At 34.2% G+C, this 16,410-nt stretch carries 20 protein-coding genes; 15 read left to right on the plus strand and 5 right to left on the minus strand.

The window, feature by feature from the left end:
• Window positions 1–222 (plus strand): hypothetical protein (locus HYY69_06650; GenBank protein MBI3033128.1); only part of this gene is annotated, 222 nt, incomplete at its 5' end.
• A 184-nt stretch (window positions 223–406) separates the two neighbouring features.
• Here HYY69_06650 and HYY69_06655 read toward each other — a convergent pair.
• On the minus strand, window positions 407–571 hold the full coding sequence (locus HYY69_06655; protein ID MBI3033129.1) for a DUF1931 domain-containing protein: 165 nt from the start codon (window positions 569–571) through the stop codon (window positions 407–409).
• Between the two features lie 131 nt (window positions 572–702).
• On the opposite strand from HYY69_06655, the gene HYY69_06660 reads away from it, so the two are divergent.
• The 6 genes from HYY69_06660 (at window position 703) to sufC (ending at window position 6,426) form a co-directional block, all read left to right on the plus strand.
• Window positions 703–1,119, plus strand: coding sequence for a transcriptional regulator (locus tag HYY69_06660; protein MBI3033130.1), 417 nt, complete (start codon window positions 703–705; stop codon window positions 1,117–1,119).
• Between the two features lie 75 nt (window positions 1,120–1,194).
• Window positions 1,195–2,628, plus strand: a complete 1,434-nt coding sequence (gene sufB / locus HYY69_06665; protein ID MBI3033131.1) for a Fe-S cluster assembly protein SufB — start codon at window positions 1,195–1,197, stop codon at window positions 2,626–2,628.
• A 17-nt stretch (window positions 2,629–2,645) separates the two neighbouring features.
• On the plus strand, window positions 2,646–3,974 hold the full coding sequence (gene sufD, locus HYY69_06670; GenBank protein ID MBI3033132.1) for a Fe-S cluster assembly protein SufD: 1,329 nt from the start codon (window positions 2,646–2,648) through the stop codon (window positions 3,972–3,974).
• A 13-nt stretch (window positions 3,975–3,987) separates the two neighbouring features.
• Entirely contained in the window at window positions 3,988–5,208 is a 1,221-nt protein-coding gene (locus HYY69_06675; GenBank protein MBI3033133.1) for a cysteine desulfurase, read from the plus strand.
• Between the two features lie 5 nt (window positions 5,209–5,213).
• Window positions 5,214–5,636: an iron-sulfur cluster assembly scaffold protein gene (locus HYY69_06680; GenBank protein MBI3033134.1), complete on the plus strand. Its 423-nt coding sequence runs from the start codon at window positions 5,214–5,216 to the stop codon at window positions 5,634–5,636.
• A gap of 4 nt (window positions 5,637–5,640) precedes the next feature.
• Entirely contained in the window at window positions 5,641–6,426 is a 786-nt protein-coding gene (gene sufC / locus HYY69_06685) for a Fe-S cluster assembly ATPase SufC (protein ID MBI3033135.1), read from the plus strand.
• A 13-nt stretch (window positions 6,427–6,439) separates the two neighbouring features.
• Here the strand turns inward: sufC and HYY69_06690 are convergent, their stop codons facing one another.
• The 4 genes from HYY69_06690 to HYY69_06705 all read right to left on the minus strand — a co-directional run bounded on the left by HYY69_06690 (window position 6,440) and on the right by HYY69_06705 (window position 9,685).
• Window positions 6,440–6,637, minus strand: a complete 198-nt coding sequence (locus HYY69_06690; protein MBI3033136.1) for a hypothetical protein — start codon at window positions 6,635–6,637, stop codon at window positions 6,440–6,442.
• Window positions 6,634–7,227: a hypothetical protein gene (locus HYY69_06695; protein MBI3033137.1), complete on the minus strand. Its 594-nt coding sequence runs from the start codon at window positions 7,225–7,227 to the stop codon at window positions 6,634–6,636. Before HYY69_06695 ends, HYY69_06690 begins: the two co-directional genes overlap by 4 nt.
• Before the next feature lie 104 nt (window positions 7,228–7,331).
• On the minus strand, window positions 7,332–8,597 hold the full coding sequence (locus HYY69_06700; GenBank protein MBI3033138.1) for an alcohol dehydrogenase catalytic domain-containing protein: 1,266 nt from the start codon (window positions 8,595–8,597) through the stop codon (window positions 7,332–7,334).
• 419 nt (window positions 8,598–9,016) lie between these two features.
• Complete coding sequence (locus HYY69_06705) at window positions 9,017–9,685, minus strand: helix-turn-helix domain-containing protein (protein MBI3033139.1); 669 nt, start codon at window positions 9,683–9,685, stop codon at window positions 9,017–9,019.
• A gap of 613 nt (window positions 9,686–10,298) precedes the next feature.
• On the opposite strand from HYY69_06705, the gene HYY69_06710 reads away from it, so the two are divergent.
• The 8 genes from HYY69_06710 to HYY69_06745 all read left to right on the plus strand — a co-directional run bounded on the left by HYY69_06710 (window position 10,299) and on the right by HYY69_06745 (window position 16,392).
• On the plus strand, window positions 10,299–10,724 hold the full coding sequence (locus tag HYY69_06710) for an NUDIX domain-containing protein (protein ID MBI3033140.1): 426 nt from the start codon (window positions 10,299–10,301) through the stop codon (window positions 10,722–10,724).
• Window positions 10,725–10,915: 191 nt separating this feature from the next.
• Entirely contained in the window at window positions 10,916–11,413 is a 498-nt protein-coding gene (locus tag HYY69_06715; GenBank protein MBI3033141.1) for a hypothetical protein, read from the plus strand.
• Between the two features lie 126 nt (window positions 11,414–11,539).
• Window positions 11,540–11,791: a hypothetical protein gene (locus HYY69_06720; protein ID MBI3033142.1), complete on the plus strand. Its 252-nt coding sequence runs from the start codon at window positions 11,540–11,542 to the stop codon at window positions 11,789–11,791.
• 64 nt (window positions 11,792–11,855) lie between these two features.
• The gene (locus HYY69_06725; protein MBI3033143.1) at window positions 11,856–12,278 is read left to right on the plus strand and encodes a hypothetical protein; all 423 of its coding nucleotides are present in this window, start codon (window positions 11,856–11,858) and stop codon (window positions 12,276–12,278) included.
• Window positions 12,279–12,304: 26 nt separating this feature from the next.
• Window positions 12,305–13,057 carry a metallophosphoesterase gene (locus tag HYY69_06730; protein ID MBI3033144.1) on the plus strand — a complete coding sequence of 251 codons (753 nt, stop codon included), beginning with the start codon at window positions 12,305–12,307 and terminating at the stop codon, window positions 13,055–13,057.
• A 14-nt stretch (window positions 13,058–13,071) separates the two neighbouring features.
• Window positions 13,072–13,605 (plus strand): hypothetical protein, encoded by a 534-nt coding sequence (locus HYY69_06735; protein MBI3033145.1) that lies wholly within the window; start codon window positions 13,072–13,074, stop codon window positions 13,603–13,605.
• Window positions 13,586–14,248 carry a hypothetical protein gene (locus HYY69_06740; protein MBI3033146.1) on the plus strand — a complete coding sequence of 221 codons (663 nt, stop codon included), beginning with the start codon at window positions 13,586–13,588 and terminating at the stop codon, window positions 14,246–14,248. Before HYY69_06735 ends, HYY69_06740 begins: the two co-directional genes overlap by 20 nt.
• Window positions 14,249–14,460: 212 nt before the next feature.
• A complete protein-coding gene (locus tag HYY69_06745) occupies window positions 14,461–16,392 on the plus strand; it encodes a DEAD/DEAH box helicase (protein MBI3033147.1) in 1,932 nt (643 codons plus the stop codon).
• The last annotated feature ends 18 nt before the right edge of the window (window positions 16,393–16,410 follow it).

Consider the following 16,410-nt stretch of genomic DNA (forward strand, 5'->3'; position numbering starts at 1 on the left):
AGCGCAGGAAAAAGCGCTTATGATATGGTGTTTAGAAGAACACTGCATTTAGATACTTTAAAGAAGAATCATAACAAGCTTCATTTTCTTAAACAAAGAATTAAACTTCTTACTGACGAAATTATGGAAATGAATAGAAAAGTCACTGATAAACAAAGACTGGAAGCAATTAAAGAAGAGCTTACCTTTCTAAAGACCAAGATACAATTATTAAAATGTTAGATATTTAGTACGTAATAAGTCTTCTTTAGGTTTTAGCGCCGGTTCAGCTTTTGATGTGATTATTGATTGGATTTTTCTCTCTGGAACTCCGAAAAATCCCCAATATAAATTTAAGAAGAGCTTCACGAAAGTAGGCGCTAAAACCCCCAGACTTATTACGTACGATATTTAAATTAATAAAAAATCAAAGATCTTTTGCCATTACTGTTTTTCGTCCATTGGCTTCTGCTCTTGAACAAGCATCTTTTATTAACTGCTCAACTTTGTTGCTCAATGTATCGGCAAAATCACCGCTAACATTAAATCCTTTCGCAACATCTTTTATTTTAGCTTTTACAATGACTGACATACACTTCACCTCTCATTCACTACATTTTATGTTAGCGTAGTACACCACCTAAGAGTATATAAATATTTGTCTCTTCAAATCCACAATATTTATAAATTAGTTCACAATAGTGAAGATTAAGGTTATGTAACATGGCAAGTGTAGATTTATTGTTATTGCAGGAAGTTGAAGTTATGTATATTATTCCGACTATTAGAAGATATCTTGCTTTATATCTCAAGGAACTGGGGAGATCACAAAAAACAATTGCTGAAATCCTGGCTTTGAGAGAATCAACGGTAAGCCAATATATGAGTAATAAGCGTGGCTGTAAAATTGAGTTAAGCCAAGAAACTCTTGCAGCGATCAAAACTGCTGCAAGCCATATCCAAAAAAAATTTGATACTATTCGCGAAATTCAAAGGATCTTAAAACATATTAGAAATAGTGAAGAGATTTGCAAGATTCATAAGCAAGTTGCTGATATGCCTGAACAATGTAATCCTATTGAATTAGGATGTATTCATCATGATAACTATCCAGCTACACTTCATAAAGTGAGAGTATAGAGAGTTGTCGCATAATCTGCGTTGCAATAATGATGGTGGCAGATTATGCGACAAACACATTGAGGTGAATAAAATATGAGTTCAGCTTCCCAAACACAAATAGTGGAGGAGTATAAAGAATATAAGATCAACAGAGATATGTTTGATCATAAAAACACTCCGCGGTCGGTCTTTAAAACAGACGAAGGACTGCATGAAGAGATTGTGAGGACTATTTCACATGAAAAAAAAGAACCTGCATGGATGCTCCAAAAAAGATTGCAAGCTTTGGAAATCTTCAAACAATTGCCGATTCCAACCTGGGGACCAAGTTTGGATAAACTCGATTTAAACAAGATTACCTATTTCTTTAAGCCTGATAGTGCAGAGAACGCTACAACATGGGATGAAGTTCCTGAAGATATAAAACGAACCTTTGAAAAATTAGGGATTCCTGAAGCAGAACGAACAAGCCTTGCAGGAGTTGGGGCACAATATGAATCATCCATGGCGTATCATAACTTAAAAGAAGAATGGGAAAAAAAGGGAGTTATTTTTGAAAACATGGATGTAGCTTTGCAAAAATATCCAGAAATGGTGAAGAAATTTTTTATGACAAATTGCGTTCCTATTGGTGATCACAAATTTGCAGCGCTTCACGCTGCTGTTTGGAGCGGCGGGACATTTATTTATGTTCCTCCAAACGTGAAAGTTGATGTTCCCTTACAAGCGTATTTCAGAATGAATGCTCCTGGTTTAGGACAGTTTGAACATACCTTAATCATTGCTGATAAAGGATGTGAAGTACATTATATTGAAGGTTGTTCAGCGCCGCATTATTCAAAAAACAACCTTCATGCTGGTTGTGTAGAAATTTATGTTATGGAAGGCGCAAGAGTAAGGTACTCCAGCGTAGAAAACTGGAGTAAAAATACTTATAACTTGAATACAAAACGAGCTGTTGTTGAGAAAAATGGGATTATGGAATGGATTAATGGTAATTTAGGAAGTTGTGTAACCATGCTCTACCCTTGCACTATTTTGAAAGGAGATCACAGCCGGGGAGATTCTATTGGCATTGCATTTGCAGGCGAAGGACAGAACCAAGATACTGGCATGAAAGTGATCCACATTGGGAAAAATACCACCTCAGTCATAAAATCAAAATCACTAAGCAAAGATGGTGGAATAACAACGTATAGGGGATTGCTTAAGATTATTAAGGGCGCTGAAGGCGCTAAAGCATCAGTGCAATGCGATGCATTGTTAATCGATGAAAAATCTGTTTCTAATACTATTCCCTTTAATGAAATTAAAGAAGATACCGTAGAAGTAGCGCATGAAGCAACTGTTGGTAAAATCAATGATGAACATTTATTTTATCTTATGAGCCGTGGATTAACTGAAGAACAGGCAATGAAAATGATTGTTTCAGGATTTATTGAGCCAATAACTAAGCTTCTTCCAGGAGAATATGCTATTGAATTAAATCGACTGATCGAACTTGAAATGGAGAATAGCATAGGCTAAATAATGACGTGATCATAATGAATAGGCTCTCTGAAATAACTCCATCTATGGAATTTATTGAAAAATTGGCTGAAGAATGGCAGGAACCTTCATGGCTTATAAAAAAAAGAAAAGAAGCATACAATAAATATTGCGAACTGCTGAAACCACAGATGAAGTATGGAACAACTATTCTTTTTTCACTACATAATCTTGATCTTGATACCTTGCAATTGAATCCTGCTATTCAATCGCTTACCATCACCAATAACCATAACAACAGCAATAATAATAATAATAATAATAATGACGATAATAATGAAACTAGTGATGAAAGTAATGATAATCACATCGTTGCACTTGATCTTCATCAAGCTCTACAGGATGAGAAATATCAAGCGATGATAAAACAATATTTATTCAAAAGTATTAATCTAAGTACTGATCACCATAATTATCTTGAACATGATGAAACAAAATGGTTTAAATTTAATTGTTTTCATACAAGTTTTTTTATGAGGGGCGCATTTGTTTTTATTCCAAAAAATATTGTTGTTGAACAACCGATCTATCTTGATTTTTCAACATTAAATAAAACACAGCTTGACCATACATTGATTATTGCTGAAGAAGGAAGTGCTGCTACCATTATATTTACTAATCGCGTTCCAAATAATGAAGAACTATTCAGAACGAATTATGTCGAAGTTATTGTCAAAGAAAATGCCAGTATAAAAATCGTCAAAACACAGAACTATGCAAAACATATTTACAGCTTTGAACAAAACAATGCTGTTATTGGCAATGATGCAACTATTAATTGGTATATTGGAACTTTTGGCAGCGGTTATGTAAAAGCTGATACCAGAACAGAACTTGCAGGCAATGGAAGTGTATGCAATATTCATGGATTATTTCTTGCAAGTAAACAGCAACAATTCGATCTTAATACCGCTATTGTTCATAAAGGCAACCATACCCATTCAGAAATTTTTGCGCGAGGCGCTGTTAAAGAGAAGGCAAAAGCATTGTATAGAGGGCTTGTTGATATTAAAGAACATGCATTCCAAAGCAAGGGAAATCAAAAAGAAGACATCCTTATTTTAAATAAAGGAGCAGAAGCAGATGCAATTCCTAAATTATTAATTGCTCAAAATGATGTAAAGTGCAATCATGGCGCATCAATTGGCCAAGTTGATCAAGAAAAATTATTTTATCTTATGTCACGAGGAATAGCCGAAGAAAAAGCAAAACATATGATCGTCGAAGGGTTTTTTTCACAAGTATTAGACCACTTTCCTCAGCAAAGCATTATTGATGAGATGAAAGAAATTATTCATCAACAAATTGTTCAGGAGGCGCATTAAGATGCAAATAAATATGGAGAGGAATATTGAAAGAATAAGAAAAGATTTTCCTGTGTTAAAAAGAAAAGTGCATGGTAAACCATTAGTTTATTTAGATAATGCTGCGACAACACAGAAACCTCGAATAGTAATAAAAGCTATGAATGATTATTATGAGCAATTCAATGCCAATATTCATCGAGGAATCCACACCTTAAGCGAAGAAGCGACACTTGCCTATGAAGAAAGCCATAAAAAAACTGCGGATTTTATCAATGCAAGCAGTGACGAAATTATTTTTACTAAAAACACAACTGAAAGCATTAATTTATTAGCTTATTCACTAGCGCAGCAACTGAAAAAAGGCGATGAAATTCTCATTACTGAGATGGAGCATCATTCTAATTTTGTGCCATGGCAGCAGATGGCATTAAAGTATGGGTTTAAACTAAATTTTATTCCTGTAAAAAAAGATGGTATGCTTGATATGAACCATGCTAGCCATTTTTTTTCAAAGAAAACTAAAATTGTTTCTGTAAGCCATGTTTCAAATGCACTTGGCACTATTAATGATGTTCGACAAATTACTAAAATGGCTCATGAAGTTGGAGCATTAAGCATTATTGATGCTGCGCAAAGTGTGCCGCATATGCCGGTAGATGTGAAAAAAATAAATGGTGATTTTTTGGTATTTTCAAGCCATAAAATGTGCGGTCCAACAGGAATAGGGATATTATATGGACGAAGATTTCTCCTTGATACCATGGAGCCATTTTTATTTGGCGGAGATATGATCAGGCAAGTAACAAAAGAAAAAACTACCTGGAATGATCTCCCTTGGAAATTTGAAGCAGGCACGCCAAATATTGCTGGTGCCATAGGACATAGCGCTGGCCTTAAGTATCTGCAGAAAATTGGTTTGGAAAAGATTAGAAAACATGAAGTTAGTTTAACGAAATATGCGCATGAACAACTTGGAAAATTGAAAGGAATAACCATCTACGGTGTACCTGAGGGTGAAGGAAAAGGCGGGATTGTATCATTTAATCTTGATAATATTCATCCTCATGATGTCGCTACAATTCTTGATACTGAGGGAATAGCTATTCGCGCAGGAAATCACTGTGCAATGCCATTGATGAAAGTTCTTGGTATCCAAGGAACATCGCGCGCAAGTTTCTATGTGTATAATACTTTTGAAGAGATTGATAAGCTTGTTGCTGGATTGCAAAAAGCCAGCAAAATTTTTGGGTGAATAATATGGACATGTATATGGAAGAAATACTCGATCATTATAAACATCCCCATAATAAAGGGACTGTTCCAAATCCAGGACTTCATCTGTTTGATTCAAATCCTTTATGCGGCGATGAACAAGAAGTTTTTATCCAACTTGATTATAATCAGAATAATAATAATAATAATAATAATTATAATAAAACAGCTATCAAAGAATTGAAATTCACGGGAAAAGGCTGCGCAATATCAATTGCTGCAACATCTATGTTGACTGATGAATTAAGAGGAAAAAATATTGAAGAGGTTTTGCGGCTGCCAAATAAGTTTGTGTTAGACTTGCTTGGTGTAAAGGTTAGTGCAATGCGTATGAAATGTGCGCTGCTTGGATTAAAAACTATACAAAAAGCAATTATACAGTATCTTGGAGGCAAGGAATATGAATAAAAGTATCAATAATTTAGTTGTTAAAGATCTCCATGTTTCTGTTGATGGCAAAAAAATACTTAATGGCGTCAATATAGAGGCGCTTAGTGGAAAAATCACGGTATTAATGGGGCCAAATGGCTCAGGTAAATCAACCCTTGCACAGGTTATTATGGGACATCCGCGTTACACTGTTGAGAAAGGCAGTGTTCTGTTTAATAATCAGGATGTTTTTAACTTGAAAGTGCATGAGCGCGCAAAAGCAGGACTATTTCTTAGTTTCCAATATCCTTCAGAAGTTAGCGGTGTTAGTGTTGCTAATTTTCTGCGCACTGCGCTCAATGCTGTTCAAAATAAACATCTTTCAGTGAGTGAATTTAGAACGCTGCTTCATGAAAAAATGAAATGGCTCCATATTGATGAATCATTTGTTAACCGGTCATTAAATGAAGGTTTTTCAGGTGGAGAAAAGAAAAAATGCGAGATTTTACAGCTTGCTCTCCTGCAGCCAAAGCTTGCAATTTTAGATGAAACTGATTCTGGCTTGGATATTGATGCATTAAAAATAGTTGCAGAAGGTATAAACAAAGTAAAAGAGCAACATCCAGAAATGGGTGTTTTACTTATTACTCACTACAATCGCATTTTACAATATATTAAGCCTGATGCTGTGCATGTTATGATCCATGGAAAAATTGTTATGTCTGGGAATAATGAATTAGTAAAACAGCTTGAAGAAAAAGGATATGATTGGGTGAGGAAGCAGACTGATGAGAAGGTTAGGTTGAAGATGATATCAGATGATAGATAATGAAGAAGTGAACTTAAATAAGACCCATTTCTCGGAGATATTTTCGAGCATTTTCTTTAAAATTTTTCTTGCCAAGTTTATTAAGAAAGAATGATGAACTACTTTTCATTTGTGATTCAATTAACATTTTTTGTTGTTTGAAAAGTGTATTATCTTCTTTAATCTTTTCAGAATAAAATTCAACAAACTCAAGGGAAGTTAAATTCTTCATTGGTGTTCACTCCTTATAAGCTGTTCATACTCTTTAAATTTTTCGCTTTTAAGAATATCAGAAAACATTACTCTGAGATGTTTTGCATCTGCTTTGTCTTTTTCACTGCCTAAAACAATTTCCTTATATAAAATCTCAAATTCCAATGGTGATATTTTAAAATGGAAGCCTTTAATTTGTATTTCTTGTGGATGATTCAATTCAAAAAATTGTAATCTCTTTTCTTTAGTAACTGGAATAAATTCAATATTAGGAAATATTTCATTAATTCTTGCAAAGCGAATATTTATTTTTTTTAAAAGGTATTTATAAGCCTCTTCGGGGTTATTTGTTTGATAACACCAAAAAAGGTTTTTTTCCAGTTCTCTAAAAAGGGTGACAAAAGTAGTTTTGTCAAGTAATGGAACAAGCAGATCAATATCTTCAGTTGCTCGTGTTCTTCCAGTGCAAATACTTACATAACCACTTACTAGAAGATACGTGCTATATTTCTTTAATACTTTTAAGAAGTCACGGACAAAAATATCAAGTTGAGTCAAATCCCTATTAATGATAAGTATATTATTGTCTAATATGTATGCTTTAGTCATAATTAAACGAATAATCAATTCTATTTAAATTTAATGCAAATATGACGAAAGAGCAATATTTAGCAATGAAATTAGTTACAAAAAAATAAAAAAAAGAACAAACATTATTTATAGCTTGATCTTCTAAAGCCATTAAACAAGACTTTCAGCACAGGTTCTTGTACTTTGCCATGCTGCGCTTGATACTGCTGCGCTTTTTGAATCAAAGTGTCACCAGGCTGCGCTAAAATATCCCTGACATTCATCAAGGATCCAACGTCAGTGTACATTTTGGAGAGATCCATTTTCTTGCTTAATGCATTAATTACATCATGGGCTTTGATCCAATCTTCTTCATACCTTCCGCAGACACCATGAACTGGAATTACTCTTCTCCCAGCTTGCTGATGATAGCTTCCTTTTTGCGATTGAAGAACAAATTGATTAAGAGATTTTTGTCCATCAATAAAATTAAGTGTTGCATTTGATTGATCTTTCCCATGATAAAGTCCAAATAAAATAACATTTGCAAATGGATCAGATGCAATTCCTTCTGATAATTGGAGATCATGTTTTCCTCTAACGCGATTTAATCCAGCATAGATCATTTCTGGATCACCACTGGTTTCAATCCAAAGATTTGCTGGAGGAAGTGCTTGAAGTTCTTGATTACCATAAACACCTTCAAAAATCCCAAGAGATCTTGCAAAATCTCGCCGCGCTTGACTGCGTTGAATACCAGAGATATGTTCGAATCTATAATAATGCTTGAGAATTGCTCCAATCATATTGCCTTGAAAGCCAAGTCCTGAAACAACAGCCGCATCATCTTTGCTTCCAAATTGATTTGCAACAGATGCAACTCTAATCGCATTTCCTAATGGTTCCCATAAAGATAAAGGCCACAATTTGGCATATTCAGGTAAAACTCCAATTACAACATTCGAAGGAACTGTAATATATTCTACCCACGTTCCTTGAGGAATTTTTCCGTCAACACCTGCCCGAAAACCTTGGATGGCTGCAAAAGAATCTTTGCCAATATCATATTTTTTCTCATCTCGATGGGATTCCAACGCAACAAAATCTCCCACATTCAAGTGAGAAACATTTTCTCCAATTGCAACAATTTCTCCGCCACCTTCATGTCCTGCAACAACGCCTTCTAAATCTGGACGAAGTGAAGGATTAACTAAGTAAGGCATATCACTGCCGCAAGCGCTGTAATGAGTAAGTTTTACTAACACTGCATCTTGATCGTCTTTATCGTTATCATCCAATTGTGAAACCGATATTCGTTCAAGACGCAATCCATCCTTTCGATAGACAAATGCATCCATTCCTGATTCCCATTTCTGTTTTCTTGCTTCATCTAAAACAACGTCTACCATAAAGACACACTCCACGATTTTGTCGTTGAGAAAGGTAAGAAGAAGAAGTAGATTATTTTTTAGCTAACATTGGTTAGAGATTATCATCTTTAGTTGAATGCGAATATTCCATCTAATTTTTGACGAGTGGTTTGAGAATGATCAATAACTTTGAAAATATTCGATATCCTATCCACCATTGAAACAATGGATAGAATCTCGGTTGTTTGAATGATTTTTGAACTTTTAACGTACTCGAAAAAAATAATAATATCGGCAGGCAAACCGCTTTTACTGCGGTAGTACTAAAAAATCAAAGATTTTTGGTACCCTGCAAGAGGGAAGCTCGAAATGAAGCATTTCGTTTGCGCCAATATTATTTTTCTCCTCAACGCTTTATTAACACGAATTAGCAAACGCAAAAACATGCACACTATTGGTTAATCACTAATATTAGTTGGCAATGAATGCGCAAAGAAAGGAAACAATTTGCTTTCTGCTTTTCTCAAATGCTCTCGATAACCCATTCTTGAAAGTTGCATGTGTTTTGCAAGGTTATGCAAATGGATTTTTTGCGGATAATCATAATAGCCAAATTCAAGAGCAAGATCAAATGCGCGTTTTTGCTGCCGGGAAAGCTGAGGCATAATTCTGGGATAAAATATATCAAATACTTGCTCTTCCTGCAATTTTAAAATCTCAATTGAGCCTACTTGCTGCGTTCGTTCATAAAATTCAACTAATTTTTCACGGTTCCATGATGCCACATGCCAGTATTCATAACCATGCTCGTGCAATATTGGCTCCATTAAAAACAATTCATGGGAAAAATTGCTTGATACATGTTTTTTATTTTTGCCAACTTTCGTTAAGGTGATTAACTGCCCGCCATGCTCTTCTATATTGATCACTTCAGCATCTTGTTTCATGTCATTGATAAATTGTATAATCCGCTCTTCAGAACCAATAGGAATGAGAAACGTAGTATAGTACAAACTATCATTATCTTCGTGAATGCCTAAGACATAGGCAAGCACTTTGATGTTGTTTTGCTCCATTTTATTTAAAATGAAACAGTCATGTTTGATTTTGAATTTTCCAATCCACATAGGGCACCGTTATTTTAATTACATTGTTTAGTTGTATTTTATTTGATTAGATAATAAAGCAATGATAATGTAATTCAGAATAATCTTATCTTATATTGGAGTAAAAGTGGCCAACAGAAAAGACTATGAACTACTTACAGAGTAGTTGTAGTTGTGGGAGTTATAACAAGACGAGAATATACCGTTACCATTTGTTTTGCATTATCCATAGCTACCACCTTAATTAATCATATAGGTAAGCCTTCCGTATATATAAATTTACCTAACATAGGTTAGTGTTTGAAAACAACATAAAGTGAAAGTTCTAACTAATATTGATATGCTTAGACTGTCAGAAAAAGCTAAAAAATAGTTATAAAAAATAGTGTTATGATAATCGTTTTTGTACTTCTTCTCTTTCAAAATACTTCTTATTCCCCTTACCATGATTAACTATCTTCTCACAAAACATCTTTCCTAGCCATGTTCTTCCTGCAACTGATAGAATATCATCTTTTTTTGCTTGTTTAGCAATAGTATAGAGATATTTTTTTAACGATATTTTTGAGAGTATGATCCATAATAACCACTGCTTAAGTGAAAAGAATATAAATTACTTTGTATTTTCAATAGTATGTATCCTGGAAAAGATCATATTGGTGTTGGTTGCGGCGCTGTTATTCTTAATGAAAAGAATGAAGTTCTTTTAATGAAGCGAGGCAAAGCATGCAGAAGTAAAGTTGGGTGGTGGAGTATTCCAGGTGGAGCCGTTGAATTCTTTGAAAAGATTGAAGATGCACTGAAGCGAGAAGTTAAAGAAGAAGTAGGCTTGGATATTGAAATTATTAAAACACTTTGTTTAACTGAATATTTCAATAAAGAAGAGGGTCAGCATTGGGTTTCTCCCCAATACCTCTGCAAAATAATGAGTGGAACTATTGAAAATAAAGAACCTGAAAAATGTGAAGAGATCGCATGGTTCAACCTTGACAAACTTCCTGAGAAATTAGTGTTTCCTGCAGTGAATGCATTAGATGCATTAAAAAACAATAGTACGTAATAAGTCCTCCTTAGGTTTTAGCGCCGGTTCAGCTTTTGAAGTGTTCTTCAATTGGATTTTTCTCTCTGGAACTCCGAAAAATCCTCAATGCGCTAAATCTTAGAGCTTCACAAAAGTAGGCGCTAAAACCCCAGACTTATTACGTACTAACAATAAAAACATTAATAAATAAACGTAGTTATATTATTTGTATGCCCGAAGAAAAATCAAAATTAGAAACAATAGTATTTCCGTTGCTCATAGTAATATTATTCATCCCTTTAGCTCTTTTTGCTGCAAATACAATCTTCCCTCAATACAAAGATTATTATCAATATCAAGATTGTTATGCTCCATACATGGCAAAACCAATGCCTGCCGATTATACACAAATGAATGAAACGCAGCGTTCTGAATGGCAAAAATGCCAGAAAGAACAGGAAGAAAAGCAGAAAGAATATGAAGCAATGAAAGAAAAATATGATATGTACCGTTTCTTTATTGTCTTGGGATTGTCAATTGTTGCTTTATTAGTAACTTTGTTTCTCACTTTAAGAAAAGAGATTCATAACGGCTTGTTCATTGGATCAGTATTAGCAACGGTTGTAGGATTAGTCATGTACTTTAAATCTACTTCATGGATTGCGTTGGGATTGCTCGTAATTCTATTTATCAGTGTTCTTTGGTTTATGAACAGAAGGACTCAATAGAAAATATAGAAAATGTAGTTTTTGGCAGGCTCTATCCCAAATCTCGGCATAGCCTCGGTTTTGGTGCCGTGATTTGGGACAGAGCCTTTTGACATATATCTTTATAAATAAACTCCTTTTTCTTTATTGAAGCTATCAAAATCTCCGAGCCGCTATTTTAATAATCCTAACAGCAATCTGGCAAAATATCACCACCTATTTACGCAATTAGCATGGAATTTAGATGAAATATCAAAAGAAGCTCATGCTATTGGTTGGGAAAATCCATCAACGAATGGTTATTTTTTAACTATCTCTGAACGTGCGCAAAAATTAAGCGCGGCATTTAAAACGAAATTAGTAGAATACATGCCAGAACAATATGAAGCTGCAAAGTAAACTACATTTTCTACAGAGCCAAAATAACAATAATCTTTATTAAATATTAAACTATTCAATATCTATGACTCTCAATGACAAGCATTATTGCGCCATCTGGCTTAAACACGACAATCCTCGGATTATCCAAGTGATTGATCAAAGATTTCTTCCAGATCGTTCTGTCATAGAAAATCTTCATTCAGTGAATGATGTTGTCATGGCAATCAAGGATATGCATATTCAACATGCAGAATTGATAGACGCAGCTGCTGGGTATGCCATGTATTTAGCTGCATTATCTGCTCCGCAAAATAATGAATTTGATCGTTTTATTTTTGATGCTGGCGCACGATTGCAAGCAATAATGCCAACGGCAGTTAATTTAGCATCAGTAATTGAACGGCAGCTCATTGCAATTTGTCATGGCAGAACCTATGATGAAAAAATAACCATTGCATTAAGAACTGCTCAACGAATAGCTGCTTATCATAATAAAACTATTTAAAATAATAGGAACCTTATCTTATAATTATGGCTATTCAGGCAACAATCACACCAGGTATAGAATTAATAGATTTAGGAATCTATCTTCAAAAACACCATGCAGTTGTTATTTCAGATATTCACCTGGGTTTTGAAGAAGCAATGAAGGGTGTTATGCTGCCAAGATTTCAATTAGTTGATACTATACAACGGCTTGATAAAATATTTGGTGAAATTAAGACAAAATTTAACAAAAAGGTTCTTGAAAAGATTGTAATTACCGGCGATTTAAAGCATGAATTTGGAAAGATTCTTGTCCAAGAATGGCGAAATGTGCTGAAATTTATTGATTATCTACAACAACATTGTCATGAGATTGTCCTTATCAAAGGCAACCACGATATTATGCTTGATCCTGTTTTAAAAAAAAGAACATTAACGTATGTTGATTATGTTAAAATAGATGATATTCTTATATGTCATGGCGATGCAATTAAAGAAAAAGAAATGACCAAAGAGATTAACACCATTATTATTGGTCATGAACATTGCGCCATTGGATTGCAGAAAGGAAATAGAATTGAGCGATATAAATGCTTTCTTGTCGGCACCTTTAAAAAAAGAATGCTTATTGCAATGCCTTCATTGAATTTATTAACTATTGGCACTGATGTTCTTCATTATGATCTCCTCAGTCCCTATCTGCAAGGCAATATTGATAATTTTAAAGTATATATTGTTGAAGACACTGTTTATGACTTTGGCACTATCAAATCGATTAAACATTTAAATAACCTATAATTAAAGAGTACATTATGCATAATGTACTCTTTAATTATAGGTTATTAATCGTTCTTTTATCACTAACTCTGTTAGTGAGCTGCGGTGATAATTCTGAAGATAAAGCGCCTGTTAAAGATCTTAAACCAGAGCCTCAACAAGTATTTATTCCTTATCTTTCTGATATTTTTAATCAAAATATTCAAGTAAAATGCTTATTTGCTGATAAGAAAAATAATGAAGGAGTTGTTTATGCTAAAAACAGGAATTACCATATTGAAGTAATTGATCCAGAAATTGGAAAAATTATTACTCTTGTAACTGGAGGAAGGATTTATTCTATGCCCTTAAGCGGCACTTCAGGAACAACTTTAAACTTAACAGCGTTGGATTTATCAGGAAACAATACCATTCCCCTGGCATTGAATGCTGCACGGCATGTTTGCTTTAATGTTTCAGTTTCAGATGAATTATTCAAGATTCCATCTGATGTTGCATTTGTTGATGTGACCGACAAATATCTGGGCAAGACCAAGAATAGCATAAAAAATGGCAACACTACAACCTAAAGAGAACTTTGCAAAATACTCGCAAAGCTCGGGTTACTGCCAGTTCGCATTGAGATCTCTGTTTAACAAAGCAATTTTCTCTCTGGAACCTCGAAAATTGCCCGATAAGTCTTTCGAAAATGCTCACGAAATTGGCAGTAACCATAATTTTGCAAAGTTCTCTAAAACAAGATCATTTTATACACCATTATTCATTTCAATCTTGCTTGTCTTAATTATTTTTCTTGCAGGCTGCAAGTCTCAAGAACACAAAGAAATACCATTGTCTTCATTGCAGGACCTCTTTAAAAAATCATTAAAATCTGAATGTACCTATACTGATCCTGACGGCAATAAAGGAAAAGTTTTCTCTGATGGTTTCCACTACAGAATTGAAACTAATAATCCTAACCTTGGAATGTTGGTGACAATCTATCATGATAGTGCTTTGTATTCTTTCAGTCCTGATCAAAAAATAGGAACAGTTCTCAATCTCTCTTTACTTCCTTCGCTGGATGCTTCAGAATCTCTGTCTTATTTTAATATTAAAAATACCGATTTCAAATGTGTTACAGCATCGTTATCCGATGAATTATTTCTCGTTCCTCAAGATATAGTTGTCAAAGATGTAACAGGGGAATTTAAAGGATATGTCGATGACTAAACAGGGGCTCCGGTGAAAATCTCGGCATAGCCTCGGTTTTGGTGCCGTGATTATCCCACTTATTGATAAAAAGGAAAAAATTCCCATTGTAATTTCCTTTTTTCTCACTCATTAATTTGAAGGATAATCACCAGCATGGCACCAAAAACTACATTTTCACCGAACCCCTAAACAGGGATAAATATATAAACCAACCAAGGAAAATGCACTGTATGCAATACAAAGGCTATACTTTAGATCAATTTCAAATAGATGCTATAAATGCTATTGAACAGAACCATTCTGTTGTTGTTTCTGCGCAGACAGGCACTGGTAAAACACTAGTTGCTGACTATCTTATCAACAAATTTGTAGGTTTAAACAAAAAAGTAGTATATACGGCGCCAATCAAGGCGCTGTCAAATCAAAAATATAAGGATTTTAAACAGGATTTTGGTGTTGAACGAGTAGGTATTATTACCGGAGATGTCGTAATCAACAGCACTGCTGAAATTCTAGTTATGACGACAGAAATCTATCGAAATATGCTAATCACTCGGGATCCAGCTGTTCAAGATATTGCTTTTGTTGTTTTTGATGAAATCCATTATATTAATGATATTGAACGAGGCACGGTCTGGGAAGAATCAATTATATTCTCTCCTGAACATATACGTTTTCTTTGCCTTTCTGCAACTATTCCTAATGCGCGAGAATTTGCCGAATGGATTGCTTCCATTAAACATCATAATGTTGAGGTTGTTAAATATGAAAAACGGGCTGTTCCTTTAGAGCATTTTGTCTATGACCCTCGGGTAGGATTAGTGACTGCGCAGGAATTTAAGCATATGAAAGATGTCCCAGTCTACGACGAAGCTATGGGAAACAAAAAGAAACAGCAGAAACATCACTTAAAAAAGCTTCCTAAAACAATCCATCTTGATTTAATTAAGGAAATTAAAAATAAATTGCCAGCAGTATTCTTTGTTTTTTCAAGAAAAGAATGCGAAGTTAAAGCAAAGGAGCTTGTTTTAAAAGAAAATTTTACAACCCCTGAAGAAAAAAAAACAATTATTGAATTATTCAATAGAAAAATAACTGAAGAAGTAAAAAACCTGAGATCAGTGCATCAATTAAAAAATATTATCACTAAAGGAATTGCTTACCATCATGCAGGTTTATTGCCTGTTCTTAAAGATATTGTTGAAGAACTCTTTGCCATGAACTTGATTAAAGTTCTTTATTGCACTGAAACCTTTGCTGTTGGCGTCAATTATCCCGCTAAAACCGTTTGTTTTGACGCGCTGGAAAAATATGATGGCATTTCATTTAGATACCTTAATTCAAAAGAATATTTCCAATTAGCCGGCCGTGCAGGAAGGCGAGGCATTGATACGGTAGGATATGCCATAGCCATTGTTGACAAGAATTATGCTGACCTTGACAAAATTATACGATTTACTTCTCGGGATGTTGATCCTATTATCTCTCAGTTTAAATTAACCTTTAATACTGTTTTAAATCTGATTAAAAATCATACGCCTGAAGAAATTGAGATCATTTTAAAGAGTAATTTTGATTATTATCTCCGAAAAAAACAAAATAAAAATGTGCGAATTATGGCTACTTTTAACCATAAATTAGAGTTATTGCACAAAAAAAAGTATATAACCAGCCATGGCGCTACTAACACGCTTACAGAAAAAGGGGAATTCACTACCCATATATTTTTTAATGAATTGCTTATAGCAGAGCTTTTTGCAACTGACTTTCACCAGCATTTTACCCAGTTTGAATTATTAATTCTCATTGCGGCTATTATTTATGAGCCGAGAAGAGCAGACGAATTTTCCTTCAGAAACACAACACAAGCCTATAAATCAATTTGCAAAAAGTTAGAACAAGATGATTTTATCAACAAAAATATTAATAAAACAAACCTGCATAGGATGATTGCTTTTATAACCCATTGGGCTTCTGGAGGAAGTTTTGAAGAATTATTAACCTTATCAAATTATTTAGAAGGCGATATCATCCGAATGTTTAGAAGATTACTTGATATTATACGGCAATTAAGGCGAGCAACCACTGATTATGATTTAAGTTCAATTCTCAAAGACTGCGCTGATCGAATTGATCGAGACGTTATAACCGTTGAATTCTAAGCTATTAGGCTTTTTACC

This window comes from Candidatus Woesearchaeota archaeon, assembly GCA_016192995.1.
In the GTDB taxonomy this organism is placed as follows: Archaea; Nanobdellota; Nanobdellia; order Woesearchaeales; family DSVV01; genus JACPTB01.

Bases quoted from the DNA above. Each gene is read 5' to 3' on its own strand.
- HYY69_06710 (MBI3033140.1), top strand. From the start codon at position 10,299: ATGTATCCTGGAAAAGATCATATTGGTGTTGGTTGCGGCGCTGTTATT.
- HYY69_06745 (MBI3033147.1), top strand. From the start codon at position 14,461: ATGCAATACAAAGGCTATACTTTAGATCAATTTCAAATAGATGCTATA.
- sufB (MBI3033131.1), top strand. From the start codon at position 1,195: ATGAGTTCAGCTTCCCAAACACAAATAGTGGAGGAGTATAAAGAATAT.
- HYY69_06680 (MBI3033134.1), top strand. From the start codon at position 5,214: ATGGACATGTATATGGAAGAAATACTCGATCATTATAAACATCCCCAT.
- HYY69_06690 (MBI3033136.1), bottom strand. From the start codon at position 6,637: ATGAAGAATTTAACTTCCCTTGAGTTTGTTGAATTTTATTCTGAAAAG.
- HYY69_06660 (MBI3033130.1), top strand. From the start codon at position 703: ATGGCAAGTGTAGATTTATTGTTATTGCAGGAAGTTGAAGTTATGTAT.
- HYY69_06695 (MBI3033137.1), bottom strand. From the start codon at position 7,227: ATGACTAAAGCATACATATTAGACAATAATATACTTATCATTAATAGG.
- HYY69_06740 (MBI3033146.1), top strand. From the start codon at position 13,586: ATGGCAACACTACAACCTAAAGAGAACTTTGCAAAATACTCGCAAAGC.
- HYY69_06730 (MBI3033144.1), top strand. From the start codon at position 12,305: ATGGCTATTCAGGCAACAATCACACCAGGTATAGAATTAATAGATTTA.
- HYY69_06715 (MBI3033141.1), top strand. From the start codon at position 10,916: ATGCCCGAAGAAAAATCAAAATTAGAAACAATAGTATTTCCGTTGCTC.
- HYY69_06725 (MBI3033143.1), top strand. From the start codon at position 11,856: ATGACTCTCAATGACAAGCATTATTGCGCCATCTGGCTTAAACACGAC.
- HYY69_06675 (MBI3033133.1), top strand. From the start codon at position 3,988: ATGGAGAGGAATATTGAAAGAATAAGAAAAGATTTTCCTGTGTTAAAA.
- HYY69_06705 (MBI3033139.1), bottom strand. From the start codon at position 9,685: ATGTGGATTGGAAAATTCAAAATCAAACATGACTGTTTCATTTTAAAT.
- HYY69_06655 (MBI3033129.1), bottom strand. From the start codon at position 571: ATGTCAGTCATTGTAAAAGCTAAAATAAAAGATGTTGCGAAAGGATTT.
- sufD (MBI3033132.1), top strand. From the start codon at position 2,646: ATGAATAGGCTCTCTGAAATAACTCCATCTATGGAATTTATTGAAAAA.
- HYY69_06735 (MBI3033145.1), top strand. From the start codon at position 13,072: ATGCATAATGTACTCTTTAATTATAGGTTATTAATCGTTCTTTTATCA.
- HYY69_06700 (MBI3033138.1), bottom strand. From the start codon at position 8,597: ATGGTAGACGTTGTTTTAGATGAAGCAAGAAAACAGAAATGGGAATCA.